Genomic DNA, 25107 nt, shown 5'->3' with positions numbered 1-25107 from the left:
GGGCGGCCACGTGGCCGCCCGGTCTTTCCTCGAAGACGGTAGCCGGCGCATGACCGATCTTACGCTTTCCAGTCAGGCCATTGCGGGAAAGACCGCGCCCCCAGGAGAAGCGCGCGCCTTGCGGTTTCCGACGCAGTGGCTCGGGGTGACGCCGTTCTTCATTTTCGCCATCATGTTTCTGATTTTGCCGACGCTCTACCTGATGCTCGGCGCATTCCAGAACGATGCGGGCGAATTCACGCTGGATAACATCTTCGCGTTGTCGCAGGCGAACATCGTTGCCGCCTATTGGATATCGATCAAGGTAAGCCTGGCCTCGTCGCTGATCGGCGCCTTTGCAGGCTTGGCCATTGCGATTGCCATCGTACGAGGCGGTCTGCCGAACTGGATACGGTCGGCAACGCTGACCTTTTCCGGGGTGGCTTCGAATTTCGCCGGCGTGCCGCTTGCGTTTGCTTTCATCGCCACGCTTGGCCGCCTTGGGCTGGTTACCGTTCTGCTCAATACACTGGTTGGGCTGAATCTCTATGCGCATGGTTTCAACCTACTGTCGTTCTGGGGGCTGACGCTCACCTATGTCTACTTCCAGATCCCGCTCATGGTGGTCATCATCGTGCCGGCGATCGACGGGCTGAAAAAGGAATGGGGTGAGGCCGCAGCGACGCTCGGCGCGACACAGTCGCAGTACTGGCGCATGGTTGTGATACCCGTGCTATGGCCGAGTTTCCTGGGCACCGTGATCTTGCTTTTCGCCAACGCCTTCGGCGCCATCGCCACCGCCTATGCGCTAACGGGCTCTTCGCTCAATATCGTGCCCATCCTGCTCTACGCGCAGATACGCGGCGATGTGCTGCACAATGCCCACCTCGGCTATGCGATTGCGTTCGGCATGATCTTCATCACCGGGCTGGCGAACATCTTCTATATCTGGTTCCGCTCCCGTTCCGAGAGGTGGCTCAAATGAAGGCTGGCAAATTCTGGGCCTGGGTCGTCTTCATCCTCGGCGCGGCCTATTTCTTCATACCGCTCATCGCGACGATCGAGTTTTCGCTGCGCATGCGTCGCGGCGTCTATTCCTTCGACGCCTACAAGGTCGTGCTCGGCGATAGCCAGTTCCAGACAACTTTCATGTATTCGGTGATCGTGGCGGTCTTCACCATCCTTCTTGGTGTGCTAATCGTTGTGCCCACCGCCTATTGGATCCGGCTGCGTCTGCCCCAGCTTCGCCCGGTGGTCGAGTTCATCACCTTGTTGCCGCTGGTCATCCCGGCCATCGTCATCGTCTTCGGCTATATCAGGATGTACGGCTCGAATTCGCCCCTGCCGTTCCTGTCTAACAATACAGCCACAAATGCTCTGCTGGTCATCGGCTACGCGGCGCTGGCGCTGCCCTATATGTACAGAGCAGTCGACACCGGCCTTCGTACCATCGACGTGCGGACGCTGACGGAAGCGGCCCAGATCCTCGGCGCCGGCTGGGGTACGATCGTCACCCGCGTGATCCTTCCCAACGTGTTGATCGCCGTGCTCTCCGGCGCCTTCCTGACGTTCGCGATCGTCATCGGCGAGTTCACCATGGCAAGTCTGCTCAATCGGCCCGCTTTCGGTCCTTATTTGCAGAACCTGGTTGCCAACCGAGCCTATGAACCGGCAGCGCTGTCCATTATTGCTTTCGTGATCACCTGGGGTTGCATGTCGCTGATCCAGGTCCTGTCGCGGTTTGCGCCGAAGTCCGCCAACCGCCCGAATTGATTGAAAGAAAGAACCATGGCCGAGCCATTCCTCTCCATCCAGCACGTCCGAAAATCCTTCGGCGCCACCACGGTGGTGGAGGACTTCAATCTCGACGTCGAGCCGGGTGAATTCGTCTCGTTTCTTGGGCCGTCCGGCTGTGGCAAAACCACTGTGCTGCGCATGGTCGCCGGCTTCGAGGAGCCATCAGCCGGCAAGATCGTCGTAGCCGGCAAGGACATCACCCGGTTGAAGCCCAACCAGCGCAATGTCGGCATGGTGTTCCAGGCCTATGCGCTGTTCCCGAACCTAACCGTGGCGCAGAACATCGGCTTCGGCCTGAGGGTCGCCGGCATGCCCAGGGCGGATATCGATGGCCGCGTCGCCGAGATGCTCGACATGATCAAGCTGCCGCAGATGGCCGACCGCTATCCCTATCAGCTCTCCGGCGGCCAGCAGCAGCGCATTGCGCTGGCGCGTGCGATCGCGCCGAAACCGAAGCTGTTGTTCCTCGACGAGCCGCTGTCGGCGCTCGACGCCAAGGTACGTGTGTCGCTGCGCGAGGAAATCCGCTCGATCCAGAAGAAGCTCGGCATCACCACTATCTTCGTCACCCATGACCAGGAAGAGGCGCTGTCCATCTCCGACCGCATCGCCGTCATGTATGGCGGCAAGGCCGAGCAGGTCGGCACACCGTTCGAGATCTACAACCGGCCGGCAACCAAATTCGTCGCCAATTTCGTTGGCACGCTGAACGTGCTCGAAGGCAAGGTCACTGACGCCGCATCCGGCACGGTGCAGGTCAACACGCAGGAAGTCTCGCTCAAGGGCAAGCTCAACGGCTCGAAGTCCGGCGACATGCTGTCGCTGGCGCTGCGGCCCGAGGCAATTTCGCTCGGCCGCCAGCCCGGCCGTGATTCCAGTCTTTCGGGCGAGATTTCCGAAGTACACTTCCTCGGCTCGGTGATCCGTGTTCGCGTCGGCATCGGCGGCAACACGGTGTCGCTCGACACGTTCAACAGCCCGGCGACGCCGCCGCCCGCGGTTGGTGAAAAGGCCGAGATTTCGTTCTCGTCGAGCGATATGCTGGTGTTGCATTGACAGTAGCACAGGCCGTTTGGTCAATTAGGGCGGGCAACGCCCCCAAAGGAAAGGCATTCCGAAGCCGAAATCAACTTCCAGCAGGATGTTTGGCGACATCATCATCAACGAGCTTGTTCCGTTGGCATTTCTCAATATCTGCGTGCTGGTGGGCTCCGAGTCGCCGAGGTTGTCTATTTGTTGCTGGATGTTCCATCGGTAGTTGTAGGACATTCCCATTTTGAAAATATACTCTTTATGGATCGGCTGTTTCGCGTGACGGAGGACTGCCTGTGAGGTGACTTCAAAGGAATAGTCCGTTAATTTTCTGAATGTGACTCCAAATTCACGGCAGTATTTATTCAGGCGGTCTTCGCTGGTCAGATCGGAGTATCCGAGATCGACCCATTTCCCTTCTAGTGTGGACATCAATCTCTCATTTGTCTGTTTCGCCCAGAGTCCCATGCCCGGATCTGGTCGCTGGGTTCCCAGAAGTTTTACCTTCGCGACCAGTAGTTCTTCGTAAAGTGCGGACGCTGTTGCCATTGGCGGGAGCAGTATCAATGCGCACAGTGTCGCGAACAATCTCAGCATGGGACTCTTCAATCAGCTAAATATCGAGATATGACTTTTGCAGTTGGTAATAGAGGACCGCTGTCGTTGAAAGGTCAAGACTCATCGTTTGACCAATTGGCATCAGGCAAATGTTTCTGTCGGCTCGCCTTTCCTGGCCTGGCCGCGCGTTCGGTCTGTCCGGCTGAAGGCGGTTTGAGACGTACTGCCAGAGGGCTTGAGTTTGGTGGCCAATCCACCGCATCCTCCAGGCATGTCGAGGCAGGCACTCCCGTCGCATGGATTTAAACGCCCATGGCTCTTTTCGAACTGACGCTTATCCTGCTTTTGACCGCCGTCGCGCTGACGGCACTGTCGCGACGGCTGGAGATTCCCTATCCGTCCCTTCTGGCCCTGGCCGGCGTCGCGATTGCCTTCGTACCCGGTGCGCCAGTGATCGAGATCGATCCGGAACTGGCGCTTGCCCTGTTCATCGCGCCGGTGCTGCTCGATGCCGCCTATGACACGTCGCTGCGCGACCTGAAGCGCTACAGGCTGTCGCTGGTGCTGCTGGCGCTCGGCGCCGTGGTCTTCACCACCTTGGTCGTTGCCTTCGTCGGCTGGAAAATGGCCGGGCTGCCGATCGCGGCTGCGGTCGCGCTTGGCGCCATCGTCGCACCGCCGGATGCGGTGGCGGCCAGCGCCGTGCTCGGCCAGTTCAAGGTGCCGTACCGCCTCACCGCCATCCTGCAGGGCGAGAGCCTGCTCAACGATGCCACCGCGCTGCTGATCTACCGGTTGGCGGTTTCGGCCGCGCTCGGCTCGATCCTGCTGAGCAACGCCATTCCGGTGATCTTGCTGTCGACGATTGGCAGTTTGGCCGCTGGTTATGTGCTTGGCCGTGTCTCGCTGCTGACACTTAGCCGGATCGACGACGCCGCAAGCAGCACCGTGGTGCAGTTCGCCGGGACATTCGGGGTGTGGATCCTGGCCGACAGGCTCGGTCTTTCCGCCATCATCACCATCGTCGTCTATGCCATCACCATTGCGCGCAGTGCGCCGCGCCGCATGTCGGCGAGACGCCGCGTCAGCACCTATTCAGTCTGGGAATCGGCGGTGTTCGTGCTCAATGTACTGGCTTTCGTGCTGATGGGGCTGCAGGCACGCTCTATCGTCGGCCGGCTCTCCGGCGACGGGCAGGGCGGAGCCTTTCTCTTTGCCGCGACGGTGCTGGTTGTCGTCATTCTGGCACGTCTCGTCTGGGTGGCGAGTTACGTTGCGATCATCCGATGGTTCGCCCGTTTCAGCGGCGAAGACAGAAGGCGAGAAGCGCCGACATTTCGCGGCGCCGTGCTGGTCGGCTGGTGCGGCATGCGGGGATTGGTGACGCTGGTGGTGGCCATTGCCCTGCCGGCCGGCTTTCCCGGCCGCGACCCGATCGTGCTTGCGGCCTTCGCAGTGGTTCTGGGCACGCTGGTGTTGCAAGGCATGACCTTGAAGCCCTTGCTGCGGATACTCAACTTCGAACGGGACACGAGTGTCGATCGCGAAGTGGCTCAGGCGCGGGTTGCCATCATGCAGGCCGCCCTTGATGTATTGAGCCGCAAGACGTCGGCCGCGGCGGCCGTCGTGCGCGAGCAATACGAGGCTCAGCGCGTGGTCGCGGAAAACCCGGAGGACGCGCAGGCGGCGACCGAATACGACCGGCTGCGGCTCTACGCCATCAACCGCCAGCGCGACACGCTGGAAGAACTGCGCAGCAACGGCACGATCGGCGATGAAGCCTATCACCGGCTGGAGGAAGAGATCGACTGGGCGGAACTGGCGGCGTCGCCGGCAGGCCGGTTCCAGCCGTTGACCACCGACTAGCAGATGCCGCGTCTCGACCGCCGCCCTGCTGGCCCAAGCCCCGTCCGTCCTCCTGCACATTGCAAGCGATCGACCGAACCGTTACTGCCAACACCGGGAAGTGAGCCGGATAAGCAATGAAGCTGGTCAGCTACAACATCCAGTACGGGTTCGGCAGCGACGGGCGCTACGATCTTTCGCGCGCCGCGCGCATGATTGCCGGCGCCGACATCATCGCCTTGCAGGAGGTCGAGCGGCACTGGCAGCGCAGCAATTTCGACGACCAGCCGGAGCTGCTTTCACGGCTTCTGCCTGATTATCACTGGGTGTATGGCCCGGCCTTCGACATGGATGCCAGCGAATGGCGGGACGGCCGTCTGGTCAACCGCCGCCGGCAATTCGGCACCATGGTCCTGTCAAAACTGCCGATCGTCTGGTCGCGGCTGCACGCGCTGCCGATGCGCCGTACGCTGCGTCCGCTCAACACCCGCAACGCCGCGCTCGAATGCATGATCCGCACGCCGGCCGGGTCGGTCAGGGTGCTTTCGCTGCACCTCGCGCACATCGCCGCGGAAGAGCGGCTGGACCAGATCGACTATCTCTTGGCGCAGCATCGCCGGGCGCCGGGGGAAGGCGGACCGTGGAGCGGCGTGGACGACGAACCTTCGCGCAACTGGACACATGGGGAGGTCGAGCCGGAAAATCCGCTGGCGGCGATCTGGCTGGGCGACTTCAACATGGAGCCGGACAGCGCCGAATACCGTCGCATCGTCGGCGGCACGCCATATCATCGTGGAGCAGCCTATCTCGACGGCTTCGTCGATGCCGCCGCCGTGGCGGTTGAACCGGCTGGTGATTTCCATACGCATGAGAAGATCATCGACGGCAGACTGGCAAAGCGCCGTCTCGACCATTGCTTTGTCGGCGGCACGTTGGCCGGGCGTGTCCGCTCGGTCGGCGCCGATATCGGCGAGGTTGCTTCCGATCACTTCCCCGTCCGGGTCGACATCGATCTCGAAACGCCCTCCGGCTCCGGAGGTCGATGAGCTCCATATGACGCTTTTCGTCTTCTTCGCGGTGCTTGCCGCGGCCGCCATGCACGCGATCTGGAACGCGCTGGTCAAGGTGCATCTCGACCGCTTCCTGTCGATCACTTTGATGACGTTCGGCATGGGGGTCGCTGGCCTCGTGGTGCTGCCTTTCGTCGAGGTGCCCAAGGCGGAAGTCTGGCCCTATATTGCCGCTTCGGTGATCTTCCACATGGGCTACCGCACCTTCCTGATCGGGGCCTACCAGGCCGGCGATTTTGCCCAGACCTATCCGTTGGCACGCGGAACGGCACCTCTGCTGGCCGCGATTGGCGGGATGTTCGTCGTCGCCGAGGTGCCGGCACCGCTTGCCGTTGTCGGCATCCTGCTGTTGTCGGCCGGAACGCTGGTGATGTCGTTTCGTGGCGGGGCGCATCTGGAGAAGCTGAACCTGCGCGCGGTCGCATTTGCGCTGGGCACGTCGATCTTCATTGCCAGCTACACGCTGTCAGACGGCAGCGGCGCGCGGCTGGCCGCAACCGCGCAAAGCTATGCCGCCTGGTTGTTCATCTGCGATGCGCTTGGGGCGCTGGTGCTCTGCCTCGTTTTCCGAGGACCCAAGGCGCTTCCGGTGTTGGCGCGCGACTGGAAGACCGGGCTGTTCACCGGCGTACTTTCCGGCGCCGCCTACTGGATCGTGATGTGGGCGATGACCAAGGCGCCGATCGCCTCGGTGGCGTCACTGCGCGAAACCTCGATCCTGTTCGCCATGATGATTTCGGTCTACGCGCTCGGCGAGAAAATGACGGGCTGGCGCGGTGCCGCCGCGCTCAGCATCGTCGCAGGCGTCATCGCGCTGAGGATGGGCTGACGTTTCAACCCAGCACCGTCATTACCTGACCGCGCCGCTCCGGACTGAAGCGGATGACCACGATGATGCAGACGGCGACCACGCCGGCAAACAGCGCCAGCGCGTAGCCATAACTGCCGCCGGGTGCCTCCGCGATCCCCGCTTGATACGGACCGCCGTAGGAGGCAGCGAGATTGCCGGCCTGGTATATGAAGCCGGGCAAGGTGGCGCGCACCGCGCCGGGCGAAAGCTCATTGAGGTGAACCGGGATGACACCCCAGGCACCCTGGACCGCGACCTGCATGATGAAGGCGCCAATTGCCAGCATGAAGGGCGTGGAGCTGTAGGCCCATAGCGGGATCGCTGGCAGGGCGATGATGCATGCGAGGGTAATGGCGTTGATGCGGCCGATCTTCTCCGACAGCGCGCCAAACGCCAGGCCGCCGACAATGGCGCCGATATTGGCGACGATGGTGATCCAGCTCACCGTATGCGGATCAAAGCCATGCTGTTTCTTCAGGAAGGTCGGGTAGAGGTCCTGCGTGCCATGGCTGAAGAAGTTGAAGAACATCATCAGCACCACGGCATAGAGCGCGACGCGCCAGTGCTTCCGCAGCGTTTCCGGCAACCCCGGTCTGACCTGCTTTTGTGCCTCGACGAAGGGGGGCGATTCCGGCACGTGCGAGCGGATGAACAGCACCATCAGCGCCGGTATGAAGCTCAGCAGGAACATGAAGCGCCAGCCGAGGACGAAATCGCCGACCTTCTGTCCGTAGAGCAGCCCATAGGCCACCGCCGCCAGGAGGTAACCGGCGGGGTAACCGCATTGCAGGATACCCGAGACCATGCCGCGTGCCCGCGGCGGTATGGATTCCATGGCAAGCGAGGAGCCGAGGCCCCATTCGCCGCCCATGGCGATGCCGAACAAGGCGCGCAACGCCAGGAAGATGCCGAGATTGGGCGAGAAGGCGGCCAGCGCGCCGATCACCGAGTAGCTGACGATGTTCAGCATCAAGATCGGCTTGCGACCGTATTTGTCGGCAAGCATGCCAAAGAAGAACGCACCGATGAAGCGGGTCGCCAAGGTTAGGAACAGAGCCTTCGACACCGCGGGGACATCGGTCCGGAATTCAGCCGCAATGTCGGTGAGCAGAAATGTCAGAAGGAAGAAATCAAAAGCATCGAGCGTCCAGCCCAGAAATGACGCCAGAACGGTTTTCTTCTGCTCGGCGGTGAGGTTCAAGGCGTCCTCCTTTGTACCCCCAAAGGAACGATATGTCGCCTTGTCGGCAAAAGAGAACAGCGATCAGCCGGCCTTCGAAAGGCCGGCGGTTCACTTTTTCGTAAGATCGAGGTCGAAGACCATCAATCCGTCGGTGCCGCCTTCGAGGGCCGCGACCAGCCGGGCGCCGGCACGCTGATGCGCCTCATGGACGAGATAGGCGTCGCGCGCCGCTGCATCGCGGAAATCGATGGTGAAGCCATGGCTGAAGCCCCGCGCGAAGGGCTCCGGACTGACATTGGCGCCGAAATGAACCGTTTCCATGCCTTCGATCGCCTGCCGCAACGCTTCGAGGTCGGCGTGGATAGCCGTGCGGTCGGCCGGGGACACATCACTACGAAATCTTGCGAAAACACAGTGCCTGATCATTTTACCACTCCCTAAGCAGCACGATTGCCGGAAAACACCGCCGGCGCCAGCGGCTCGCGGCCAAGGATCAGATCAGCGCCCTTTTCGCCAACCATGATGGTCGGCGCGTTGGTGTTGGAAGAAGGCACACGCGGCATCACCGATGCGTCGCAGACGCGCAAGCCTTCTATACCGCGCAGCTTGAGATCCGGCGTCACCACCGCCATCTCGTCATGGCCCATGCGGCAGGTGCCGACGGGATGGTGGTCGGTCTTGGACGTGCGGCAGGCATAGTCGATCAACTCGTCATCGCTGGCGAGCGACGGACCGGGCAGCACCTCGCGCAGCACGTAGGGGGCAAGTGCCTTCTGCCGCATGATCTCCCGCGCCAGCCGCAGCCCCTTCAGCGACATGGCGCGGTCATAGGGATCGGACCAGTAGTTCGGATCGATCAGCGGATGGTCGGCTGGATCGGCGCTTTTCAGCCGCACCGTTCCGCGCGAGCGCGGCCGCAGGAAAGCCGAGTTCAAGGTGACGCCCGGGTTTTTCAGCTTCTCGACGCCGGCCTCGATGCCGGAGCCGAGACCCAGATGGAACTGGATGTCAGGCGAGGCGGCGGTCGGATCCGCGTACCAGAAGCCGCCGGTCTCGAACAGGCTGGAAGCCACCGGTCCCTTCTTCAAGAGCAGATATTGCAGGCCGGCCCAGGCCGTGCGGTGCAGCTTGGCGTAATTGTCGTAGGTGTGATCGCCTGTGCATTCGGCAATGACGAACAGGTCGAGATGATCCTGCATGTTGGAGCCGACGCCTGGCAGATCGTGTACCGGCGTGATGCCGACCGATTTCAGGTGGTCGGCCGGGCCGATGCCCGACTGCATCAGAAGCTTCGGCGAACCGATGGCGCCGGACGAGACGATCACCTCGCGGTCGGAATGCAGGATTGTTGTCTGGCCGCCCGGTCTGTCGACCACCTCGACGCCGATGGCACGGCCGTTCTCGACGACGATGCGGGTGACCAGCACATCGGTCCGGACAGTGAGGTTCTTTCGGTCGCGGATCGGCTTGAGATAGGCCACCGAAGCGGAGGACCGGCGGGCGTCCTTCTGGGTGAGCTGGTAGTAGCCGACGCCTTCCTGGCTGGCGCCGTTGAAATCCGGGTTGAAAGGAATGCCCATCTCCTGGCCGGCACGGAAATAGGCCTCGCAGATCGGCAGCGGTGAGATCGGGTTGGAGACGCCGAGCGGGCCCTGGTCGCCGTGAAAATCGTTGGCGTAACGCTGATTGTTCTCGGCGCGCTTAAAATAGGGCAGTACGTCGCGGTAGCCCCAGCCGGCCAGCCCTTCTTCCTTCTCCCACGCGTCGTAGTCGCGGGCATTGCCGCGCGTGTAAATCTGGGCGTTGATGGAAGAACCGCCGCCGACCACCTTGGCCTGCGTGTACCAGAAGACGCGGTCCTGCATGTGTTTCTGCGGCACGGTCGACCAGCCCCAGGAGGCGATGCCCTTGGTCATCTTGGCGAAACCCGCCGGCATGTGGATATAGGGGTGCCAGTCCTTGCCGCCGGCTTCGAGCAGCAGCACGGAATTGGAGGGATCCTCGCTTAGCCGGTTGGCCAGCACGCAGCCGGCCGGACCGGCGCCCACGATGATGTAGTCGGTCATTGTCTCATCCGTTCACAGCCGGGGCACGGAGAGCGCGCCGTCGACATTGATGATCGAGCCGGTCGAAAAACCCAAGCTGCCGGCAGCGAGCGCCGCCACCATGGCACCGATATCGGAGGCTTCGCCCCAGCGTTTCGCCGGCACCAGGCCGCCGTCGATCAGCGCGTCGTATTTGGCACTCACGCCTGCCGTCATGTCGGTGCGGATGATGCCCGGCCGCAGCTCGAACACGCCGATGTTTTCCGGGGCGAGCCTGAGCGCCAGGTTCTTCACCCACATGGAAAGCGCTGCCTTCGACATGCAATATTCGGAGCGTTCCGGAGAGGCCATCTCGGCGCTGACCGAGGTGATGGTGATGATCGACTTGGCATGATCGCCCGGCTTGGCCAGCATCGCCTTGGCGACGGCCTGGCTGAGGAAGACGGTGCCACGCAGGTTGACGCCGAGCGCACGGTCGAAATTATCGGGTTTGAGGTCGAGGAGGTCGCCCCGCACCACGGCGCCGACGCCTGCATTGTTGACCAGGCAATCGATGCGGCCGAAGGCTTGCATGGCGGCGTCGACAAGGGCGGCATGGGCGGAAAGATCGGCGACGTCGCAGCCGACATAGGCAAACTTCGCGCCGCGCGCGGTGATGTTTGCGGCGAGCTCGCCTGCGGCTGTTTCGGCAAGGTCAGCGACGAGAATGTCGAAGCCGGCGTCGGCCAGCGCCTCGGCGCAGGCAAGGCCGATGCCGCGCGCGCCGCCGGTGACGATGGCTGCGGGGCGGGTCATGCGGCAAGCTCTGTTTTGCGGATGTGATCCGCTACCCGCAGCGCCTGGGCGGCGATCGACAGCGCCGGATTCACGGCGGCCGAGTTCGGCAGGAAACTGGCGTCGACGACGAAGAGGTTCCGGTGATCGAAGGTGCGACAGAACGGATCGAGCGGCGACGTCGCCGGATCGTCGCCCATTTTCACCGTGCCGCACTGGTGCGAGGGCGTGCGCTTGTCGAATGGGCGCGACAGCACGATGGGATAACCGCAGGCGCGGAAATTCGCGCGCATCACCTTGGTCAGGCCGTCGAGCGACTGCATGTTGGAGCGTCGCCATTGCATGACGATGTCCTTGCCGTCGACCATGATGCGGCTTTCGGGATCGGGCAGGTCTTCGCACATCAGGTACCAGTCGATGGCATGGCCGGCCATGAAGTCGAGCGCGAATTTCGGCACCTGTTTCACATTGGCCTTGAGCATGTTGCCGTCGATCTTGCCGAGAAGCTGGACATTGCCGAGCGGTTTTCCGCCCCTGCCGTCCGTGAGGTAGTAGTCGTTCAGCATCAGCGTCTTCTGGTAGACGGCATCGTTCCTGCGGCGCGGATCGATCGCCAGCATGGCGCTCGAATTGTGATTCATGAAGTTGCGGCCGACCTGGTCGGAGCGGTTGGCCAGGCCCTTGCCGCCCCCCTTGCCATTACCGGGTGAGGGCGAGCGCAGCAGGATGACCGCTGAATTGACCGCGCCGGCCGACAGGATCACCAGCTTTGGCGCGACTTTCCTCGGCTCGCCGTTCTGGCGGTAGTGAACGGCCGAGATGGTTTTGCCGTCCGGGGCTGTCTCGAGATATTCGACACAGGCGCCGGTCTCGAGCTTGATGTTCTGGTCGGTCAGGGCCGCCGTCAGCGGTCCGGTCTGCGCGTCGACCTTGCCCTGGCCGGTATTGGGAAAAGCGTCCCAGCCGGTCCTGCCCTCCTTCAGCCAGGTGTCGATGTCGACGCCGAGCGGCAGGGAGGCCGGATGCAGCCCCAGCCCCTTGAGTTCGGCACGGGCGCGCGCGATCGGCGCCTCGTCGGGCACCGGCTTGAAGGCATAGGGAACCGAATGAAATGGCTCGGTTGGATCCTCGCCCAGCGCGCCGCGCACGCGGAACAGCTGCTCTGCCATGGAATACCAAGGCTCGAACTCTTCATAGGAAAACGGCCAAGCCGGCGAGACGCCGCCAAAGTGTTCCATGGCGGAAAAGTCTTCCTTGCGGTAGCGGATCAGCACCGCGCCGAAGAATTTCGAATTGCCGCCGACATAGTAGTAATTACCTGGGTTGAACGCGGCACCGCCAGCTTCGCGCCACATCTCCTTCGGCCGGTAATGGCCGTCAACGAAGATGGCACGTGTGTCGCGCGCGTGCGGCGTTGCCGGCAGCGGCTCGCCACGCTCCAGCATCAGGATAGAGGCGCCGCTGCCGGCCAGACCGGCGGCGATCGTGGCGCCGCCGATGCCGGAACCGATGATGACGATATCGGGGTTTGCCATCGCCTAAAGCGCGCCGCGTTTGAATTGACACATGCGACCCGCTTCAGGTCTTTTGTTTTGATGCATGTCGTTGCCCCAAAACCGGATCCACTTTTGGGCGACACGCATCAGCGAATACGGCTCTCGGTCGCCGGATCGAAGAACACCGCCTTGGTCAGGTTGAAGGCCAGCGGCGTGTTGGTGCCCGGCTGGATGTTGGCATCGGCGCGCAGCCGCGCCACCACGCCCTTGCCACCGAGATTGGTGACGGCGAAGGTGTCGGAACCGGCCGGTTCCACAACCTCGATATGACAATCGGCGGTGGCGATTTGCGAGGCGTTGCGTTCCGCGCCTTCCGGATCGGTGAGCGCCTCCGGGCGGACGCCGAAGATGATCGGCTTGCCCTTGAACGCTGACAGTCCGGCCGGCGCGTTGGCCATCGGCAAGGTGATCGGCTGGCGTGCCTCGCGATCGAGCACGACAGCCAGATCGCCGCCATTGCCGCCGATGGTCGCCGGGATCAGGTTCATTGCCGGCGACCCCATGAAGTCGGCGACGAAGACATTGCTCGGGTTATTGTAGATTTCCGCCGGCGTGCCGAATTGCTGCACCTCGCCGTCACGCATGACCGCGATCTTGGTCGCCAGTGTCATCGCCTCGATCTGGTCGTGGGTGACGTAGACGATGGTTGTGCCCGTGGTGGCATGCAGGCGCTTGATCTCGATGCGCATGTCGACGCGCAGCTTGGCGTCGAGGTTGGACAGCGGCTCGTCGAACAGGAACAGCTTGGGGTCGCGCACCAATGCCCGGCCCATGGCGACGCGCTGGCGTTGGCCGCCGGAGAGCTGGCTCGGCTTGCGCTGCAGCAGATGGCCGATCTGCAGCACCTTGGCCACCTTGTCGATCGCCTTCTGGCGTTCCTCGGCTGGTACGCCGCGCATCTCCATGCCGAAGGAGATGTTCCCGGCCACTGTCATGTTGGGGTAGAGCGCATAGCTCTGGAACACCATGGCGATGTCGCGCTTGGACGGGTGCAGATCGGTGATGGTGCGGCCGTCGACGCGGATATCGCCAGACGTGATCGTCTCCAGTCCGGCAATGGTGTTGAGCAGCGTGGACTTGCCGCAGCCGGAAGGGCCGACCAGCACCAGGAAGCCGCCCTTTTCCAGCTCGAGGTTAATCCCTTTCAGGATCTCGACCTGGCCGAAACGCTTCCTCAGACCATCAATTTCCAGAAAAGCCATTGGGTTATCCTTTGACCGCGCCGGCCATCAGGCCACGCACGAAATAGCGGCCGGCGAGCACATAGACGAGAAGGGTGGGCAGCGCGGCGATCATCGCAGCCGCCATGTTGACGTTATATTCGACGACGCCGGTCGAGGTGTTGACGACATTGTTGAGCGCCACCGTCATCGGCATCGCGTCACCTGTGCCGGCATAGGCGGAGGCGAACAGGAAGTCGTTCCAGATGTTGGTGAACTGGTAGATGACGGTGACGACAAAGATCGGCATCGAGTTCGGCAGCATGATGCGCCGGAATATCTGGAAGAAGGAAGCGCCGTCCACCTGCGCGGCCTTCACCAGTTCGGTCGGGAACGCCTCATAATAGTTACGGAAGAACAGCGTGGTGAAGCCGATGCCGTAGACGACGTGGACGAACACCAGGTTGACCGTCGGGTTGCCGAGGCCGAAGCTGGTTCCGACCGTGTTCTGCAGCGTCACGCCGAACCGTCCGAGGCTGCCCAGGATCGTCGCCATCGGCAAGAGCACCGACTGGAACGGGATGAAGCAGGCAAACAGCATCAGCCCGAACACCAGTGTCGCGCCGCGGAAACGCCATTTGGTCAGCACGTAGCCATTGAGCGCGCCGAGCATGGTCGAGATCAGCACGGCGGGAACCACCATCTTGATGGAGTTCCAGAAATAGCCCTTGATGCCGGCGCAGGTGAGGCCAACGCAGGTCTCGCCCCAGGCCTTCAGCCAGGGCTCGAAGGTCGGCGCCTTGGGCAGCGCCAGCATGTTGCCGTTCTGGATTTCGTCCATGGTCTTGAACGAGGTCACCAGCATGACGAACAGCGGGATCAGGTAGAACAGCGCGAACAGCGCCAGAAGCCCGTAGATGACGATGCGGTTGACGATCTTGACGTTCATGCCGCCGCTGGCCTGGCGGGTGGGAGTGGTCACGGCGCTCATCGCGACTTCTCCCTGAGTTCCGAATAGAGATAGGGCACGATGATGGCGACGATGGTCATCAGCATGATCACGGCACTTGCCGAACCGACGGCCATTTCGTTGCGCTTGAAGGTGTATTCATACATGAAGTTGGACGGCAGCCAGGCCGAGCCGCCGGGGCCACCGCTGGTCAGCGCCACAACCAGATCGTAAGATTTGATGGCAAGGTGCGCGAGCACGATGAAGGCTGACAGGAAGATCGGCCGCAAGAGCGGAATGACGATGCGGCGATAGAGCTGGAAGGTGGTGGCGCCGTCGATCTGCGCCGCTTTCATGATCTCGCCGTCAATGCCGCGCAGGCCGGCCAGGAACATCGCCATGATGAAGCCGGAGGCCTGCCAGACACCGGCGATGACCACGGTGTAGATGACGAAATCCTTGTTCTTGATCCAGTCGAAATGGAAGCTCGTCCAGCCCCATTGATGCAGCGTCTGCTCGAGACCGAGGCCGGGGTCGAGGAACCATTTCCAGGCAACGCCGGTGACGATGAAAGAGAGCGCCATCGGGTAGAGATAGATCGGACGCAGCACGCCTTCACCGCGGATCTTCTGGTCGAGCAGGATGGCCAGGAACAGGCCGAGCGCCAGGCAGATCAAGATGTAGAGAAAGCCGAAAATGCCCATATTGGTGATCGACGTGTACCAGCTCGATGGCGGGTCGGTGTCGAAAGTCCAGCCCCAGAGTCGCTGATAGGCGCGCCCGCCCGTTATGGCGTAGGACGGGAAGGTCTTGGAGTTGGTGAAGGACAGGTAGATCGTCCACAGGATGAAGCCGTAGACGAAAACGATAGTGATGGCGAAGCTCGGCGCCAGCACGATTTTCGGCAAGGCGTCCTGCAGGCGCGACCGCACAGAGGTGCGCGGGCGGGCATGCTCCGGCGTCAGCTTGATCTGGCTTGTCGCAACTGTGCTCATGGGTTCCTCCCGTCGGCGTCCGGCCGACCGGCCTCACGGGACCTTCCCCGCCGGAGCGGGGAAGGTGTTTTCGTGCGTAACGCTTACTTGGCGTCGTCGATTGCCTTGACCAGTTCGGTCACGGCCTCGTCCGAGGTCTTGATCTGACCATGGACGAATTTGGAGATGACGTCCTTGTAGGCATTGGCAACAGCCGGGGGCGCGCCATAGCCCTGGGCGAGCGAGCCGAACAGCGTGCCGCCTTCATTGGCCTTCTTCAGGTCGGCAATACCCTTCTTGCCGCAAGCGTCGAAGTCGGTGTCAGGCACGTCGGTGCGGGCCGGAACCGAACCCTTGACGACGTTGAAGGCCGACTGGAAGCTCTTCGACAAAGTGGCGGTGGCGAGTGCAACCTGGGCGGCCTTGCGGTCGTCCGGGACGTTGAACATGCCGAACATGTCGGAGTTGTAGATCACCGAGCCGTCGGTGCCCGGGAAGCGATAGCAGAGGAAGTCGGTGCCCGGGGTCTTGTTGGCGGCGTGGAATTCGCCCTTGGCCCAGTCGCCCATGACCTGCACCAGCGCATCGCCCTTGATGACCATGGCCGTGGCGAGGTTCCAGTCGCGGCCCGAGAAGTTCGGGTCGACATAGGTGACGAGCTTGGCGAGATTGTCGAACGACTTCTTCATCGTGTCGGACTTGAGCGAAGCGTCGTCGAGGTCGTTCATCGCCTTCTTGTAGAACTCCGGCCCGCCGGTCGACAGCACGACGGAATCGAACATGGTGGCTTCCTGCCAGTTCTGACCACCAAGCGCGAGCGGGGTGACGCCGGCCGCCTTGGCCTTGTCGAGCAATGCCACGAAGTCGTCGAAGGTCTTCGGCTCGGTGCCGCCGATCTTGTCCATCACCGCCTTGTTGATCCATAGCCAGTTGACCGAGTGGACGTTGACCGGAGCCGCGACCCACTTGCCGTCATAGACGGCGAATTTCTGCAGGGCGGCCGGAACCGACTTGTCCCAGCCTTCCTTCTTCGCCGTCTCGGTGAGGTCGCCCATGACGCCGGCAGCGGCATAGTCGAGCACGGTGTAGCCGAGCATCTGCGAGGCGGTCGGATAGTTGCCGGCCGCGACCATCGCCTTCAGCGCGGTCATGGCGGCATCGCCGCCGCCGCCAGCCACGGGAACGTCCTTCCAGGCATAGCCTTCCTTGGCCAGATCGCCCTTGAGCACGTTGAGAGCAGCCGCTTCGCCGCCCGACGTCCACCAATGCAGCATCTGCACTTCCTTAACATCCTCGGCATGGGCCGCGAAAGCCAGGCCCGAAGCGAGCGCCGTTCCGATAAGCAGTTTGCGCAACATGTACTTCCTCCCTTGTTGCATTACACGACCGGTGGCAGCCCACCGGGTTCTTCCCAACTCAGCCGACCCACCAACCGGTGCGCTGGCCGCGATGAAACTGGATTGTCTTTTCCTCGGTATAGTCCTCGACGGCGCGCTTGCCGAGTTCACGGCCCAGGCCCGACTGCTTGTAGCCGCCGAACGGCAGTTCTGGATAACCTTCCATGAACGTGTTCACCCAGACCGTCCCCGAACGCACGCCCCGCGCCACCGACATGCAGGTGTCGATGCTGGCGCTCCACACACCCGCCGACAGACCATAGGGCGTGTTGTTGGCGATGTGCAACGCCCTTTCAATCGATTCAAAAGTCAGCACCGAGAGCACCGGCCCGAACACTTCCTCGCGGGCGACGGCCATGTTTTCGGTGACGTGGCGTAAGATCGTCGGGTCTAGATATTGGCCGGCATTGGAGCGGAGTTGCCCGCCGCCGCTGTAGATGCTGCCGCCGTCACTCGCGGCCGCCGCCACGTAATCCGTCACCTTGGCCAGATGATCGGACGAAATCATCGCGCCGACCTTGGTCCTGTCATCGAGCGGATCGCCCACCGTCACCCTGGCGGTCAACGCCTTCACCGCGGCCAGGAAATCATCGGCGATCGCCTCGTGCACGATCAGCCGGCTGCCGGCATTGCAGCATTCGCCGGCATTGAAGAAACCGCCGAACACTGCTGCGTCGGCGGCCGCCTCGAGATCGGCATCAGGAAAGACGATCTGGCCGTTCTTGCCGCCGAGCTCCATCGACACCTTCTTCAGGGAATTCGAGGCCGCCGCCATGGTCATCTTGCCGACGCGGGTGGAGCCGGTGAACGACACCATCTCGACCAGGGGATGGCTGACCATCGGCGCGCCGACATCGGCGCCGAGGCCGGCGAGGATGTTGACGACGCCGGCGGGCACGCCGGCTTCGAGCAGGATGTCGCCAAGCACGAAGGTCGAGGCCGAGGTCATTTCGCTCGGCTTGACCACCGCCGTGCAGCCGGCGGCGAGCGCGAAAGGCAGTTTCTGGCTGACGATGAGGAACGGGAAGTTCCACGGCGTGATGATCGAGACGACGCCGATCGGCTCGCGCAGCACCACGCCCAGCATGGCGTCGCCGAGATTGGCGTAGCTTTCACCGTGCAACGTGCGGGCCAGCGAGGCGGCATAGCGCCAGATGTCGACGGCGCCGCCGATCTCGCCGCGCGCCTGGGCGATCGGCTTGCCGGATTCCAGTGCATCGAGCCGGGCGATGTCTTCCAGCCGCGCCTCGATCAAGTCGGCGGCCTTGAGCAGGATCGCGGCGCGCTCGGCCGCTTTCATGCGCGGCCAGGGACCGGTCTCGAACGCCCTGTGCGCGGCCTGCATCGCGGCTTCCACTTCGGCGGCACCTGCCTGGGCATAGTGTGAAACGGTGAAGCCGTGGCCGGGGCTCTTGCGTTCCAGCATGCGGCCGTCGCGGGCATCGACATGCTTGCCGTCGATCAGAAGCCTGTATGCCTTGGGAGCCGCGGAGGCTTCGGCAGGCATGGAAATCTTGAGAGGTGCATTCATGTGATTTCCACTCTGTCCTAGGAACGCGAAAACACGGGCTTCTGCTTGGTCTTGAAGGAGTCGACGCCGGCCTTGAGATCGCCGGTGAGCGCTATGAAGCCGCTGGCCAAGGCTTCGGTCGCGGCAGCGCTTTCCTCGCCTTCCGCCACCGCGATCATCAGCTTGGCGGCTTCGGTCGCCAGCGGCCCGCGTTCGGCGATTTTTTCAGCCCATGTCTTGGCTTCACCCGACGCTTTGCCGGTTTCGACGACGCGGTCGACGACACCCAGCGCAAGCGCTTCCGCCGCCAGAAAAACCTCGCCACCGACAGCCATGCGACGAACCGTCTGGGCGCCAAGGCGGCGCACCGCGCGCTGCGTGCCGGACCAGCCGGGGACGACGCCGATCGAGGTTTCGGGAAAGCCGAGTTTCACCTGCGTTTCCGCGACGCGAAAATCGCAGGCGACAGCCAATTCGAGCCCACCGCCGAGCGCATGGCCGGACAGAACGGCGATAGTCGGCTGCCGCAGCCTCGCCAGCCGGTCGAAGACACGGTGGCCGTAGCGCACCCATTGCACCTGGAAATCGGCGGCGCTCATGCCGCCCCAGGCCTCGACATCGCCGCCGGCGCAAAAACCCTTGCCTTCGCCGCATATGAGCACCACGCGCACACCTTCGGCGCTTTCCGCCTCGTCGAGCGCTGCTTCCAGCGCGCGCAGCATCGGGATGTCGAGCGCGTTGAATTTTTCGGGCCGGCGCAAGGTGACGATGCCGATCGCACCATCCTGCTCGAAGGTGACGAGGCGCTCAGCCATGCGCGCCTCCGAGCGAGGTGCTGCCATTGAGCGAAAGGCCGATCGGCCGATCCTGGTAGAGCGCGGCCGGCGTCACCTTGAGGTCGTTGGCTACATTGAGCGGGATCTCGGCTTGACCAAGCACATCGCGCTCGAGGTCGATGCCCGGCGCCAGTTCCGTCACCATCAGCCCATCTGATGTCAGCTTCATCACGCAACGCTCGGTCACATAGGTGATATCCTGTCCCTGCGCGACGGCGCGCTTGCCGGAGAAGGAGATGTGCTCGACCTCCTCGACGACTTTCTTGACCTTGCCTTCCGCGTCGATGCGGATGCCGCCATCGGCGAGCGACAGCTTGGCTCCGGCATTGAAGAAGCCGGAAAAGACGATCTTCTTCGCTCGCGACGTGATGTCGACGAAGCCGCCGGCGCCGGCGGTGACATGCGGCCGTGCCGAAAGCTTCGAGACGTTGACCGAGCCGTGGCGGTCGATCTGCAGGAAGGAGAGCAGCGAAGCGTCGAAGCCGCCGGCCTGGAAGTAGATGAACTGGTGCGGCGAGGGCATGATCGCCTCGGCATTGGAGGCGCAGCCGAACTTGAAGTCGAGCAGCGGCACGCCGCCGACAGCACCCTGTTCGATCAGCCAGGTGACCTTGCCGTGCTGGCCTTCTTCCAGAAGGATGCGCGGCACGTTGGCCGAGATGCCGAAGCCGATATTGACGGCCATGCCGTCGCGAAGCTCCATGGCGACGCGGCGCGCGATCACCTTCTGAACGTTCATTTCCGGCGTGCGGAAGCTCGACAGCGGCCGGAAGATTTCACCCGAAATCGCCGGATCGTAAGGCGTCAGCGTCGTCTGCAACTGGTCGGGCGCGACGACGATATGGTCGACCAGCACGCCGGGCACGCGCACATCATGCGGCTTCAGCGTGCCGTTCTCGACGACGCGCTTGACCTGCGCGATGACGATGCCGCCATTGTTGCGGGCGGCGAGCGCCTGTTCCAGGCCGCCGAGATAGGCGCCCTCATGCTCATAGGTCAGGTTGCCGCGCTCGTCCGCGGTGGTGGCGCGGATGATCGAAACCTGGGGCACGATGGCGCGGAAATAGAGCCATTCCTCGCCGTCGAATTGTTGCACCGACACGATCGGCTCGCCGGCGGCGGCGTTCATCGCGCAGCCCTGGTGGCGCGGGTCGGCGAAAGTGTCGAGGCCGACCTTGGTCAGCACGCCCGGCCGCTTGGCGGCGGCCTCGCGGTGCATGTCGAACAGAATGCCGGACGGCACGTTATAGGCGGCGACTGAATTGTCGCCGATCATCTTCCAGATCCGCGGCGGCTCGGCGGAGGAGGGACCCGACGGATAGGAGCCGCACAGCGTACGCTTCAACAGGCCCGGCTTGGCCAGATGATCGATACCCTTGATGCCATACATGTCGCCGGCGGCGATGGGGTGCAGCGTGGTGATGTCCTTCGGATGGCCCTCGCTGTCGAAGCGTTCACCGATGGCGGCGAGCACGGCGTCCGGACAGCCGAGGCCGCTCGACGAGGACACCGAGACGACCATACCATCCTTGATCAGGCTGGCTGCCTGCGCCGACGAAACGACCTTGCTCAATTCATGCTCCCGAGTTTCGGGTCGATCTTGACGGCTCTGCCGGAATTGGCTGATTGCAATGCCGCCTCGGCCGCGGCGAGCGACCAGATGCCGTCCTCGCCGGTAGCGGACGGCTGGCCCTCGCCACGGATCGCGGCATGGAACCGGTCGACCGACCTGACATAGAGATTCTCGCGGTCGAAGCTCAATTCTTCCTCGCCGCTGGCGGTGCGCAGAAGAACCGAGCCGACCGGTTTCTGCGTCATCACGTTACGGGCGATCAGCGAGCCTTGGGAGCCGTGCACCTCGAAGCCGGTGCCGGCAAATCTGGTGGTGAAGCCTTCATGCGATTGCGCGATGAGGCCCGACTCGAAGCGCCAGATGCACATGGCGCCGTCTTCCAGCCCGCTGCCGGCCATACCGGCGGATTGCGTGAAGGCGGAAACCTCGACCGGATCGTCGCCAAGCACGAAGCGCAGCGTGTCGGCATCGTGCACGGTGATGTCGAGCACCACGCCGCCGCCCGCCTCAGGCCTGGCGATGCGCCAACCCTGCAGGTTTTCGGGCAGGTAGACGGCGTGGAAGACCCGCGCGGCGATCGGCTGGCCTATGCGACCGGCGGCAATCGCCTCGCGCATGGCACGGTGCGCGCCGGCGTTGCGCAGATGATGATTGGTTCCGAGCACGATGCCCGCGGCCTTGGCCGCAACGACCATTCTGCGCGCGTCGTCGCTGGTCAGCGCCAGCGGCTTCTCGCACAGCACATGCTTTCCCGCCTTGATCGCGGCCAGCGCCTGTTCGAGGTGCAATTCGTTGGTGGTCGAGATATAGACGGCGTCGATGTCGGATCCGAGCAAGGCATTGAGATTTGATACGGCGGATGGAATACCATTTTCCGTCGCATAGGCCGTGGCGCGTTCGGGGTTGGAACTCATCACCGCCGCGATCTCGCCATCGGCTTGCGCGCGAATGGCGTCGATCATGAATTGCCGGGCGATCGTGCTGGCGCCGATCAGCCCCCATTTGACGCTCATGTCGCGGCTCCCGTAGGCGCGGGCCTTTTTTGCGTGCGGCGATCTGGGCCGCAGCTTTCCCTGACCACGAGATTGACGGCGCCGATATGGTCCTCGGCGCGCGTGGTGCGCGACTGGATCATCTTGATCATGACGTGGGCCGCGCGTTCGCCGAGACCGGCGGAGTCCACCGCGACGCTGGTCAGCGGCGGCATATAATGTTCGGCCTCGACCACATCGTCGAAGCCGACGACGGCGAAATCCGGGCCCGGCTCAAGTCCGCGCTTGCGCAGCGCCAGCATGACGCCGAAGGCAACGGCATCGTTGAAGCAGAGCGCCGCGGTTGGCGGCTCCGCCATTGCGAGTGACGTTTCCAGGCAGGCCATGCCGCCCTTGCGGTTGGTCTCGCCCTCGATGATGAGCGCGTCGCGAGCGTCGATGCCGAGCGTCTCGCAGGCCTCGCGAAAGCCGCCCAGCCGCTCATGGTAGACCACCAGATCGGACGAGCCGCCGAAGAAGGCCAGCCGTCGATGCCCCTTGCCGACGAGATGAGCGGTGGCGAGATAGGCGCCCCGATGATTGTCGGGAGCAATCACCGGAATGCGGCTTTCAGGCAGCCGGCGCATGGCGAAGGCAATCGGCAGACCGGCTATTTCCAGCCGCCGGAACGCCCCTGGCGTGGTTCCGCGCGCCGGGGAAACGATGAGCCCGGCGACGCCTTGTTCCATCAGAGACTTCAGCACTTCTTCCTGGCGCACCGGATTTTCGGCCGTGTTGGCGATGAAGGGCACGATGCCGGCTGATTGGAAAACACGCTCCATGCCCACTGCCAGTTCCGCGAAGAACGGATTGGTGAGATCGTTGATGACCATGCCGATGACGTTGGAGTGGGCCTTGCGCAGATTGGCGGCGCCGCGGTTGTAGACATAGCCGACATCCTCGATCGCCTTGCGCACCTTGACCGCGGTTTCGGGGCGGATCAGGCCGCTGCCCTGGAGCACGAGCGACACGGTCGATTTGGACACGCCCGCCTCGCGGGCAATGTCGAAGATCGTCGCCTTGGCCCGGCTGGCCATCCTGATATCCTCCCGGTTTTCTCAATCGACTTTTATTGGAACGTTCTAATCTCTGCTTCGTGGGCAAGTCAATCGGGATTTTTTCTCAATCAGAAGGAAGCGACCATACGCGGTCAAGCAATATGCCATCCAAGGCCCTTTTGTGTTGCAACGCAGCATTGGCCGGCCGGCTATTTCGAATCTCAGAGGTTCTTGATTTATTGGAACGTTCCATTTAATAGGCGCCGAAAAGGAAGAGATCGATGGATATTGCCTTGCCGGGCGAGAGTGGCCGCAGCACACGTTACGCGCTTGTCGGACAGCCGGTCCAGCCGGTGATCGGCGCGCGGTTCCCGCGCATCGCCTATGCTGCAGCGCACGTCGTTGCCGATCCCCTCAAGATGACCGATCCGTGGTCGCGGCCAGTGGTCGACTGGGACAGGACGATGGCGTTTCGTCATCATCTGTGGCGGCTCGGCTTCCGCATCGCCGAGGCCATGGACACGTCGCAGCGCGGCATGGGCTTCGATTGGTCAAATGCGCAGGAATTGATCCGCCGTTCAATCGCGGAGGCGCGAACCGTCGCCGGCGCCGATCTCGCCTCGGGCGCCGGAACCGACCATCTGGCGCCGGCGTCGGCCAGGACACTGGACGATGTGATCGCAGCCTATGAGGAGCAGTTCGCTTTCATCGAAGGGCAGGGCGGCAAGGCGATCATGATGGCCAGCCGCGCGCTGGCGGCCGTGGCGAAGGGACCGGACGATTACGCCCTGGTTTACGATCGCATATTGGGCCAAGCCTCAGGCAAGGTCATCCTGCACTGGCTGGGCGACATGTTTGATCCGGCCTTGAGGGGCTATTGGGGCAGCGACGATTTCGAGACCGCGCTCGATACGGTGGTCGCCATCATCGAGCGCCATGCCGGCAAGGTCGAAGGCATCAAGATATCGCTGCTCGACGCCGGAAAGGAGGTGGCGCTCAGGAACCGGCTGCCGGACGGCGTGTTGATGTTCACCGGCGACGACTTCAATTATCCCGAACTGATCGCCGGAGAGGGCAAGCGGCACTCGCACGCATTGCTCGGCATTTTCGACGCGATCGCACCGGTTGCCAATGCCGCGCTGGCGAAACTGGCTGACGGCGATCGTGCCGGCTACGACGCGCTGATGGCGCCGACCGTGCCGCTGTCACGAAAAATCTTCGAGGCGCCGACCGAATATTATAAAGCCGGCATCGTCTTCATGGCCTGGCTGAGCGGCCACCAGGATCATTTCGCGATGGTCGGCGGCATGCAGTCGGCGCGCGGCATCCGCCATTATGCCGATGTCTTCCGCCTAGCCGACCAGGCTGGCCTGCTGGCCGATCCGGAGATGGCGGTTGCCAGGATGAAGAGCCTCTGCGCCGTCGCGGGCATCTAAACGAGTTTCGCGATCGGATCAGCCGTCGTCCATCCCAGTCGGCGCCAAGACGGGCGCTCCGCGATGCAAGGTCCGATTGTCCGGGTTGGATGATGGGCGTGACAGGGCTGTCCACCATCGCCTTGAAGCCCAACGGTGCCGGGCATTCTGGCAAAGCAGGGAGACGAAATGTCCCCCTTTGATGTCCCACTAGCTACCAGCATTGCTGATTTGAGGCAATTGATAGGCCGCAGTCGTAGGCTGTTCACGAGCTTTGTCAGTCGACCATTGACGCAGCTATTACTTCCGGCTCTTCTAGACTAGGGTATGCAGACATGCTGGTGGAAGGCGGGTAGTAAGAAATGGTAGGTAAGGATATCGGTGCGCTTACAAGCTTGTCAGTTGGAAATATGGCAAAGAACTCGGAGGGGAAAACTGGGCTTCCTTCCATTGGAACTGAATTGGTTCAACTGCTCGATTCGTACGAGGACTATCTGCCCCTTGGCTGCCCGCCCCATGGCGCGCAGCAGATAGAAAAGGTAGTCTACCGTCTTGTACGAAATGACCCGCCCACG

22 protein-coding genes are annotated in these 25107 nt (G+C 62.8%); 7 read left to right on the top strand and 15 right to left on the bottom strand.

The annotated features are described in order from the left end of the window. Positions 1-49 precede the first annotated feature (49 nt). From O7A70_RS01565 to O7A70_RS01555, 3 genes are read left to right on the top strand one after another with little or no spacing between them, the layout of a single operon-like run. Positions 50-964 carry an ABC transporter permease gene (locus O7A70_RS01565; protein WP_337105527.1) on the top strand — a complete coding sequence of 305 codons (915 nt, stop codon included), beginning with the start codon at positions 50-52 and terminating at the stop codon, positions 962-964. Then, complete coding sequence (locus tag O7A70_RS01560) at positions 961-1752, top strand: ABC transporter permease (protein ID WP_337105528.1); 792 nt, start codon at positions 961-963, stop codon at positions 1750-1752. The genes O7A70_RS01565 and O7A70_RS01560 overlap by 4 nt, the downstream gene beginning before the upstream one ends. A gap of 15 nt (positions 1753-1767) precedes the next feature. Continuing rightward, positions 1768-2832 carry an ABC transporter ATP-binding protein gene (locus O7A70_RS01555; RefSeq protein ID WP_337138743.1) on the top strand — a complete coding sequence of 355 codons (1065 nt, stop codon included), beginning with the start codon at positions 1768-1770 and terminating at the stop codon, positions 2830-2832. 24 nt (positions 2833-2856) lie between these two features. Here O7A70_RS01555 and O7A70_RS01550 read toward each other — a convergent pair whose 3' ends face one another. After that, the gene (locus O7A70_RS01550; protein ID WP_337138742.1) at positions 2857-3405 is read right to left on the bottom strand and encodes a hypothetical protein; all 549 of its coding nucleotides are present in this window, start codon (positions 3403-3405) and stop codon (positions 2857-2859) included. 273 nt (positions 3406-3678) lie between these two features. On the opposite strand from O7A70_RS01550, the gene O7A70_RS01545 reads away from it, so the two are divergent. The 3 genes from O7A70_RS01545 (at position 3679) to O7A70_RS01535 (ending at position 7110) form a co-directional block, all read left to right on the top strand. Continuing rightward, positions 3679-5232, top strand: a complete 1554-nt coding sequence (locus tag O7A70_RS01545) for a cation:proton antiporter (RefSeq protein ID WP_337138741.1) — start codon at positions 3679-3681, stop codon at positions 5230-5232. 116 nt (positions 5233-5348) lie between these two features. Beyond that, positions 5349-6257 (top strand): endonuclease/exonuclease/phosphatase family protein, encoded by a 909-nt coding sequence (locus tag O7A70_RS01540; protein WP_337138740.1) that lies wholly within the window; start codon positions 5349-5351, stop codon positions 6255-6257. Between the two features lie 7 nt (positions 6258-6264). After that, positions 6265-7110, top strand: a complete 846-nt coding sequence (locus tag O7A70_RS01535) for an EamA family transporter (RefSeq protein WP_337138739.1) — start codon at positions 6265-6267, stop codon at positions 7108-7110. A gap of 4 nt (positions 7111-7114) precedes the next feature. On the opposite strand, the gene O7A70_RS01530 is transcribed toward O7A70_RS01535, so the two are convergent. The 14 genes from O7A70_RS01530 to O7A70_RS01465 all read right to left on the bottom strand — a co-directional run bounded on the left by O7A70_RS01530 (position 7115) and on the right by O7A70_RS01465 (position 23156). Beyond that, a complete protein-coding gene (locus O7A70_RS01530; protein WP_337138738.1) occupies positions 7115-8332 on the bottom strand; it encodes an MFS transporter in 1218 nt (405 codons plus the stop codon). A 90-nt stretch (positions 8333-8422) separates the two neighbouring features. Next, complete coding sequence (locus O7A70_RS01525) at positions 8423-8740, bottom strand: Dabb family protein (protein ID WP_337138737.1); 318 nt, start codon at positions 8738-8740, stop codon at positions 8423-8425. 11 nt (positions 8741-8751) lie between these two features. Then, positions 8752-10380: a GMC family oxidoreductase gene (locus O7A70_RS01520; protein ID WP_337138736.1), complete on the bottom strand. Its 1629-nt coding sequence runs from the start codon at positions 10378-10380 to the stop codon at positions 8752-8754. Positions 10381-10392: 12 nt separating this feature from the next. After that, complete coding sequence (locus tag O7A70_RS01515; RefSeq protein WP_337138735.1) at positions 10393-11154, bottom strand: 3-ketoacyl-ACP reductase; 762 nt, start codon at positions 11152-11154, stop codon at positions 10393-10395. Beyond that, positions 11151-12668, bottom strand: coding sequence for a GMC family oxidoreductase (locus tag O7A70_RS01510; protein WP_337138734.1), 1518 nt, complete (start codon positions 12666-12668; stop codon positions 11151-11153). The genes O7A70_RS01515 and O7A70_RS01510 overlap by 4 nt, the downstream gene beginning before the upstream one ends. A gap of 107 nt (positions 12669-12775) precedes the next feature. Further along, complete coding sequence (locus O7A70_RS01505; protein ID WP_140711924.1) at positions 12776-13891, bottom strand: ABC transporter ATP-binding protein; 1116 nt, start codon at positions 13889-13891, stop codon at positions 12776-12778. A gap of 4 nt (positions 13892-13895) precedes the next feature. Continuing rightward, positions 13896-14840, bottom strand: a complete 945-nt coding sequence (locus tag O7A70_RS01500; protein WP_337138733.1) for a carbohydrate ABC transporter permease — start codon at positions 14838-14840, stop codon at positions 13896-13898. Further along, a complete protein-coding gene (locus O7A70_RS01495; RefSeq protein ID WP_027142944.1) occupies positions 14837-15793 on the bottom strand; it encodes a carbohydrate ABC transporter permease in 957 nt (318 codons plus the stop codon). Before O7A70_RS01495 ends, O7A70_RS01500 begins: the two co-directional genes overlap by 4 nt. An 83-nt stretch (positions 15794-15876) precedes the next feature. Continuing rightward, on the bottom strand, positions 15877-17130 hold the full coding sequence (locus O7A70_RS01490) for an ABC transporter substrate-binding protein (RefSeq protein WP_337105540.1): 1254 nt from the start codon (positions 17128-17130) through the stop codon (positions 15877-15879). A gap of 58 nt (positions 17131-17188) precedes the next feature. Then, the gene (locus tag O7A70_RS01485) at positions 17189-18700 is read right to left on the bottom strand and encodes an aldehyde dehydrogenase family protein (protein WP_337138732.1); all 1512 of its coding nucleotides are present in this window, start codon (positions 18698-18700) and stop codon (positions 17189-17191) included. A 17-nt stretch (positions 18701-18717) separates the two neighbouring features. Beyond that, a complete protein-coding gene (locus O7A70_RS01480) occupies positions 18718-19494 on the bottom strand; it encodes an enoyl-CoA hydratase/isomerase family protein (RefSeq protein WP_337138731.1) in 777 nt (258 codons plus the stop codon). Next, a complete protein-coding gene (locus O7A70_RS01475) occupies positions 19487-21088 on the bottom strand; it encodes an acyl CoA:acetate/3-ketoacid CoA transferase (protein WP_337138730.1) in 1602 nt (533 codons plus the stop codon). Before O7A70_RS01475 ends, O7A70_RS01480 begins: the two co-directional genes overlap by 8 nt. Next, complete coding sequence (locus O7A70_RS01470) at positions 21085-22101, bottom strand: Gfo/Idh/MocA family protein (RefSeq protein ID WP_337138729.1); 1017 nt, start codon at positions 22099-22101, stop codon at positions 21085-21087. Before O7A70_RS01470 ends, O7A70_RS01475 begins: the two co-directional genes overlap by 4 nt. After that, the gene (locus O7A70_RS01465) at positions 22098-23156 is read right to left on the bottom strand and encodes a LacI family DNA-binding transcriptional regulator (RefSeq protein WP_027142938.1); all 1059 of its coding nucleotides are present in this window, start codon (positions 23154-23156) and stop codon (positions 22098-22100) included. The genes O7A70_RS01470 and O7A70_RS01465 overlap by 4 nt, the downstream gene beginning before the upstream one ends. A gap of 242 nt (positions 23157-23398) precedes the next feature. Here O7A70_RS01465 and O7A70_RS01460 point away from each other — a divergent pair, with 242 nt between their 5' ends. Beyond that, positions 23399-24553: a dihydrodipicolinate synthase family protein gene (locus O7A70_RS01460; protein ID WP_337138728.1), complete on the top strand. Its 1155-nt coding sequence runs from the start codon at positions 23399-23401 to the stop codon at positions 24551-24553. The last annotated feature ends 554 nt before the right edge of the window (positions 24554-25107 follow it).

Origin of the sequence: Mesorhizobium sp. Cs1299R1N1, assembly GCF_037179655.1 — a bacterium.
GTDB classification, from domain to species: domain Bacteria; phylum Pseudomonadota; class Alphaproteobacteria; order Rhizobiales; family Rhizobiaceae; genus Mesorhizobium; species Mesorhizobium salmacidum.
The sequence above is the reverse complement of the archived record's forward strand: the minus strand, read 5'-3'. Positions and strand labels throughout refer to the sequence as shown.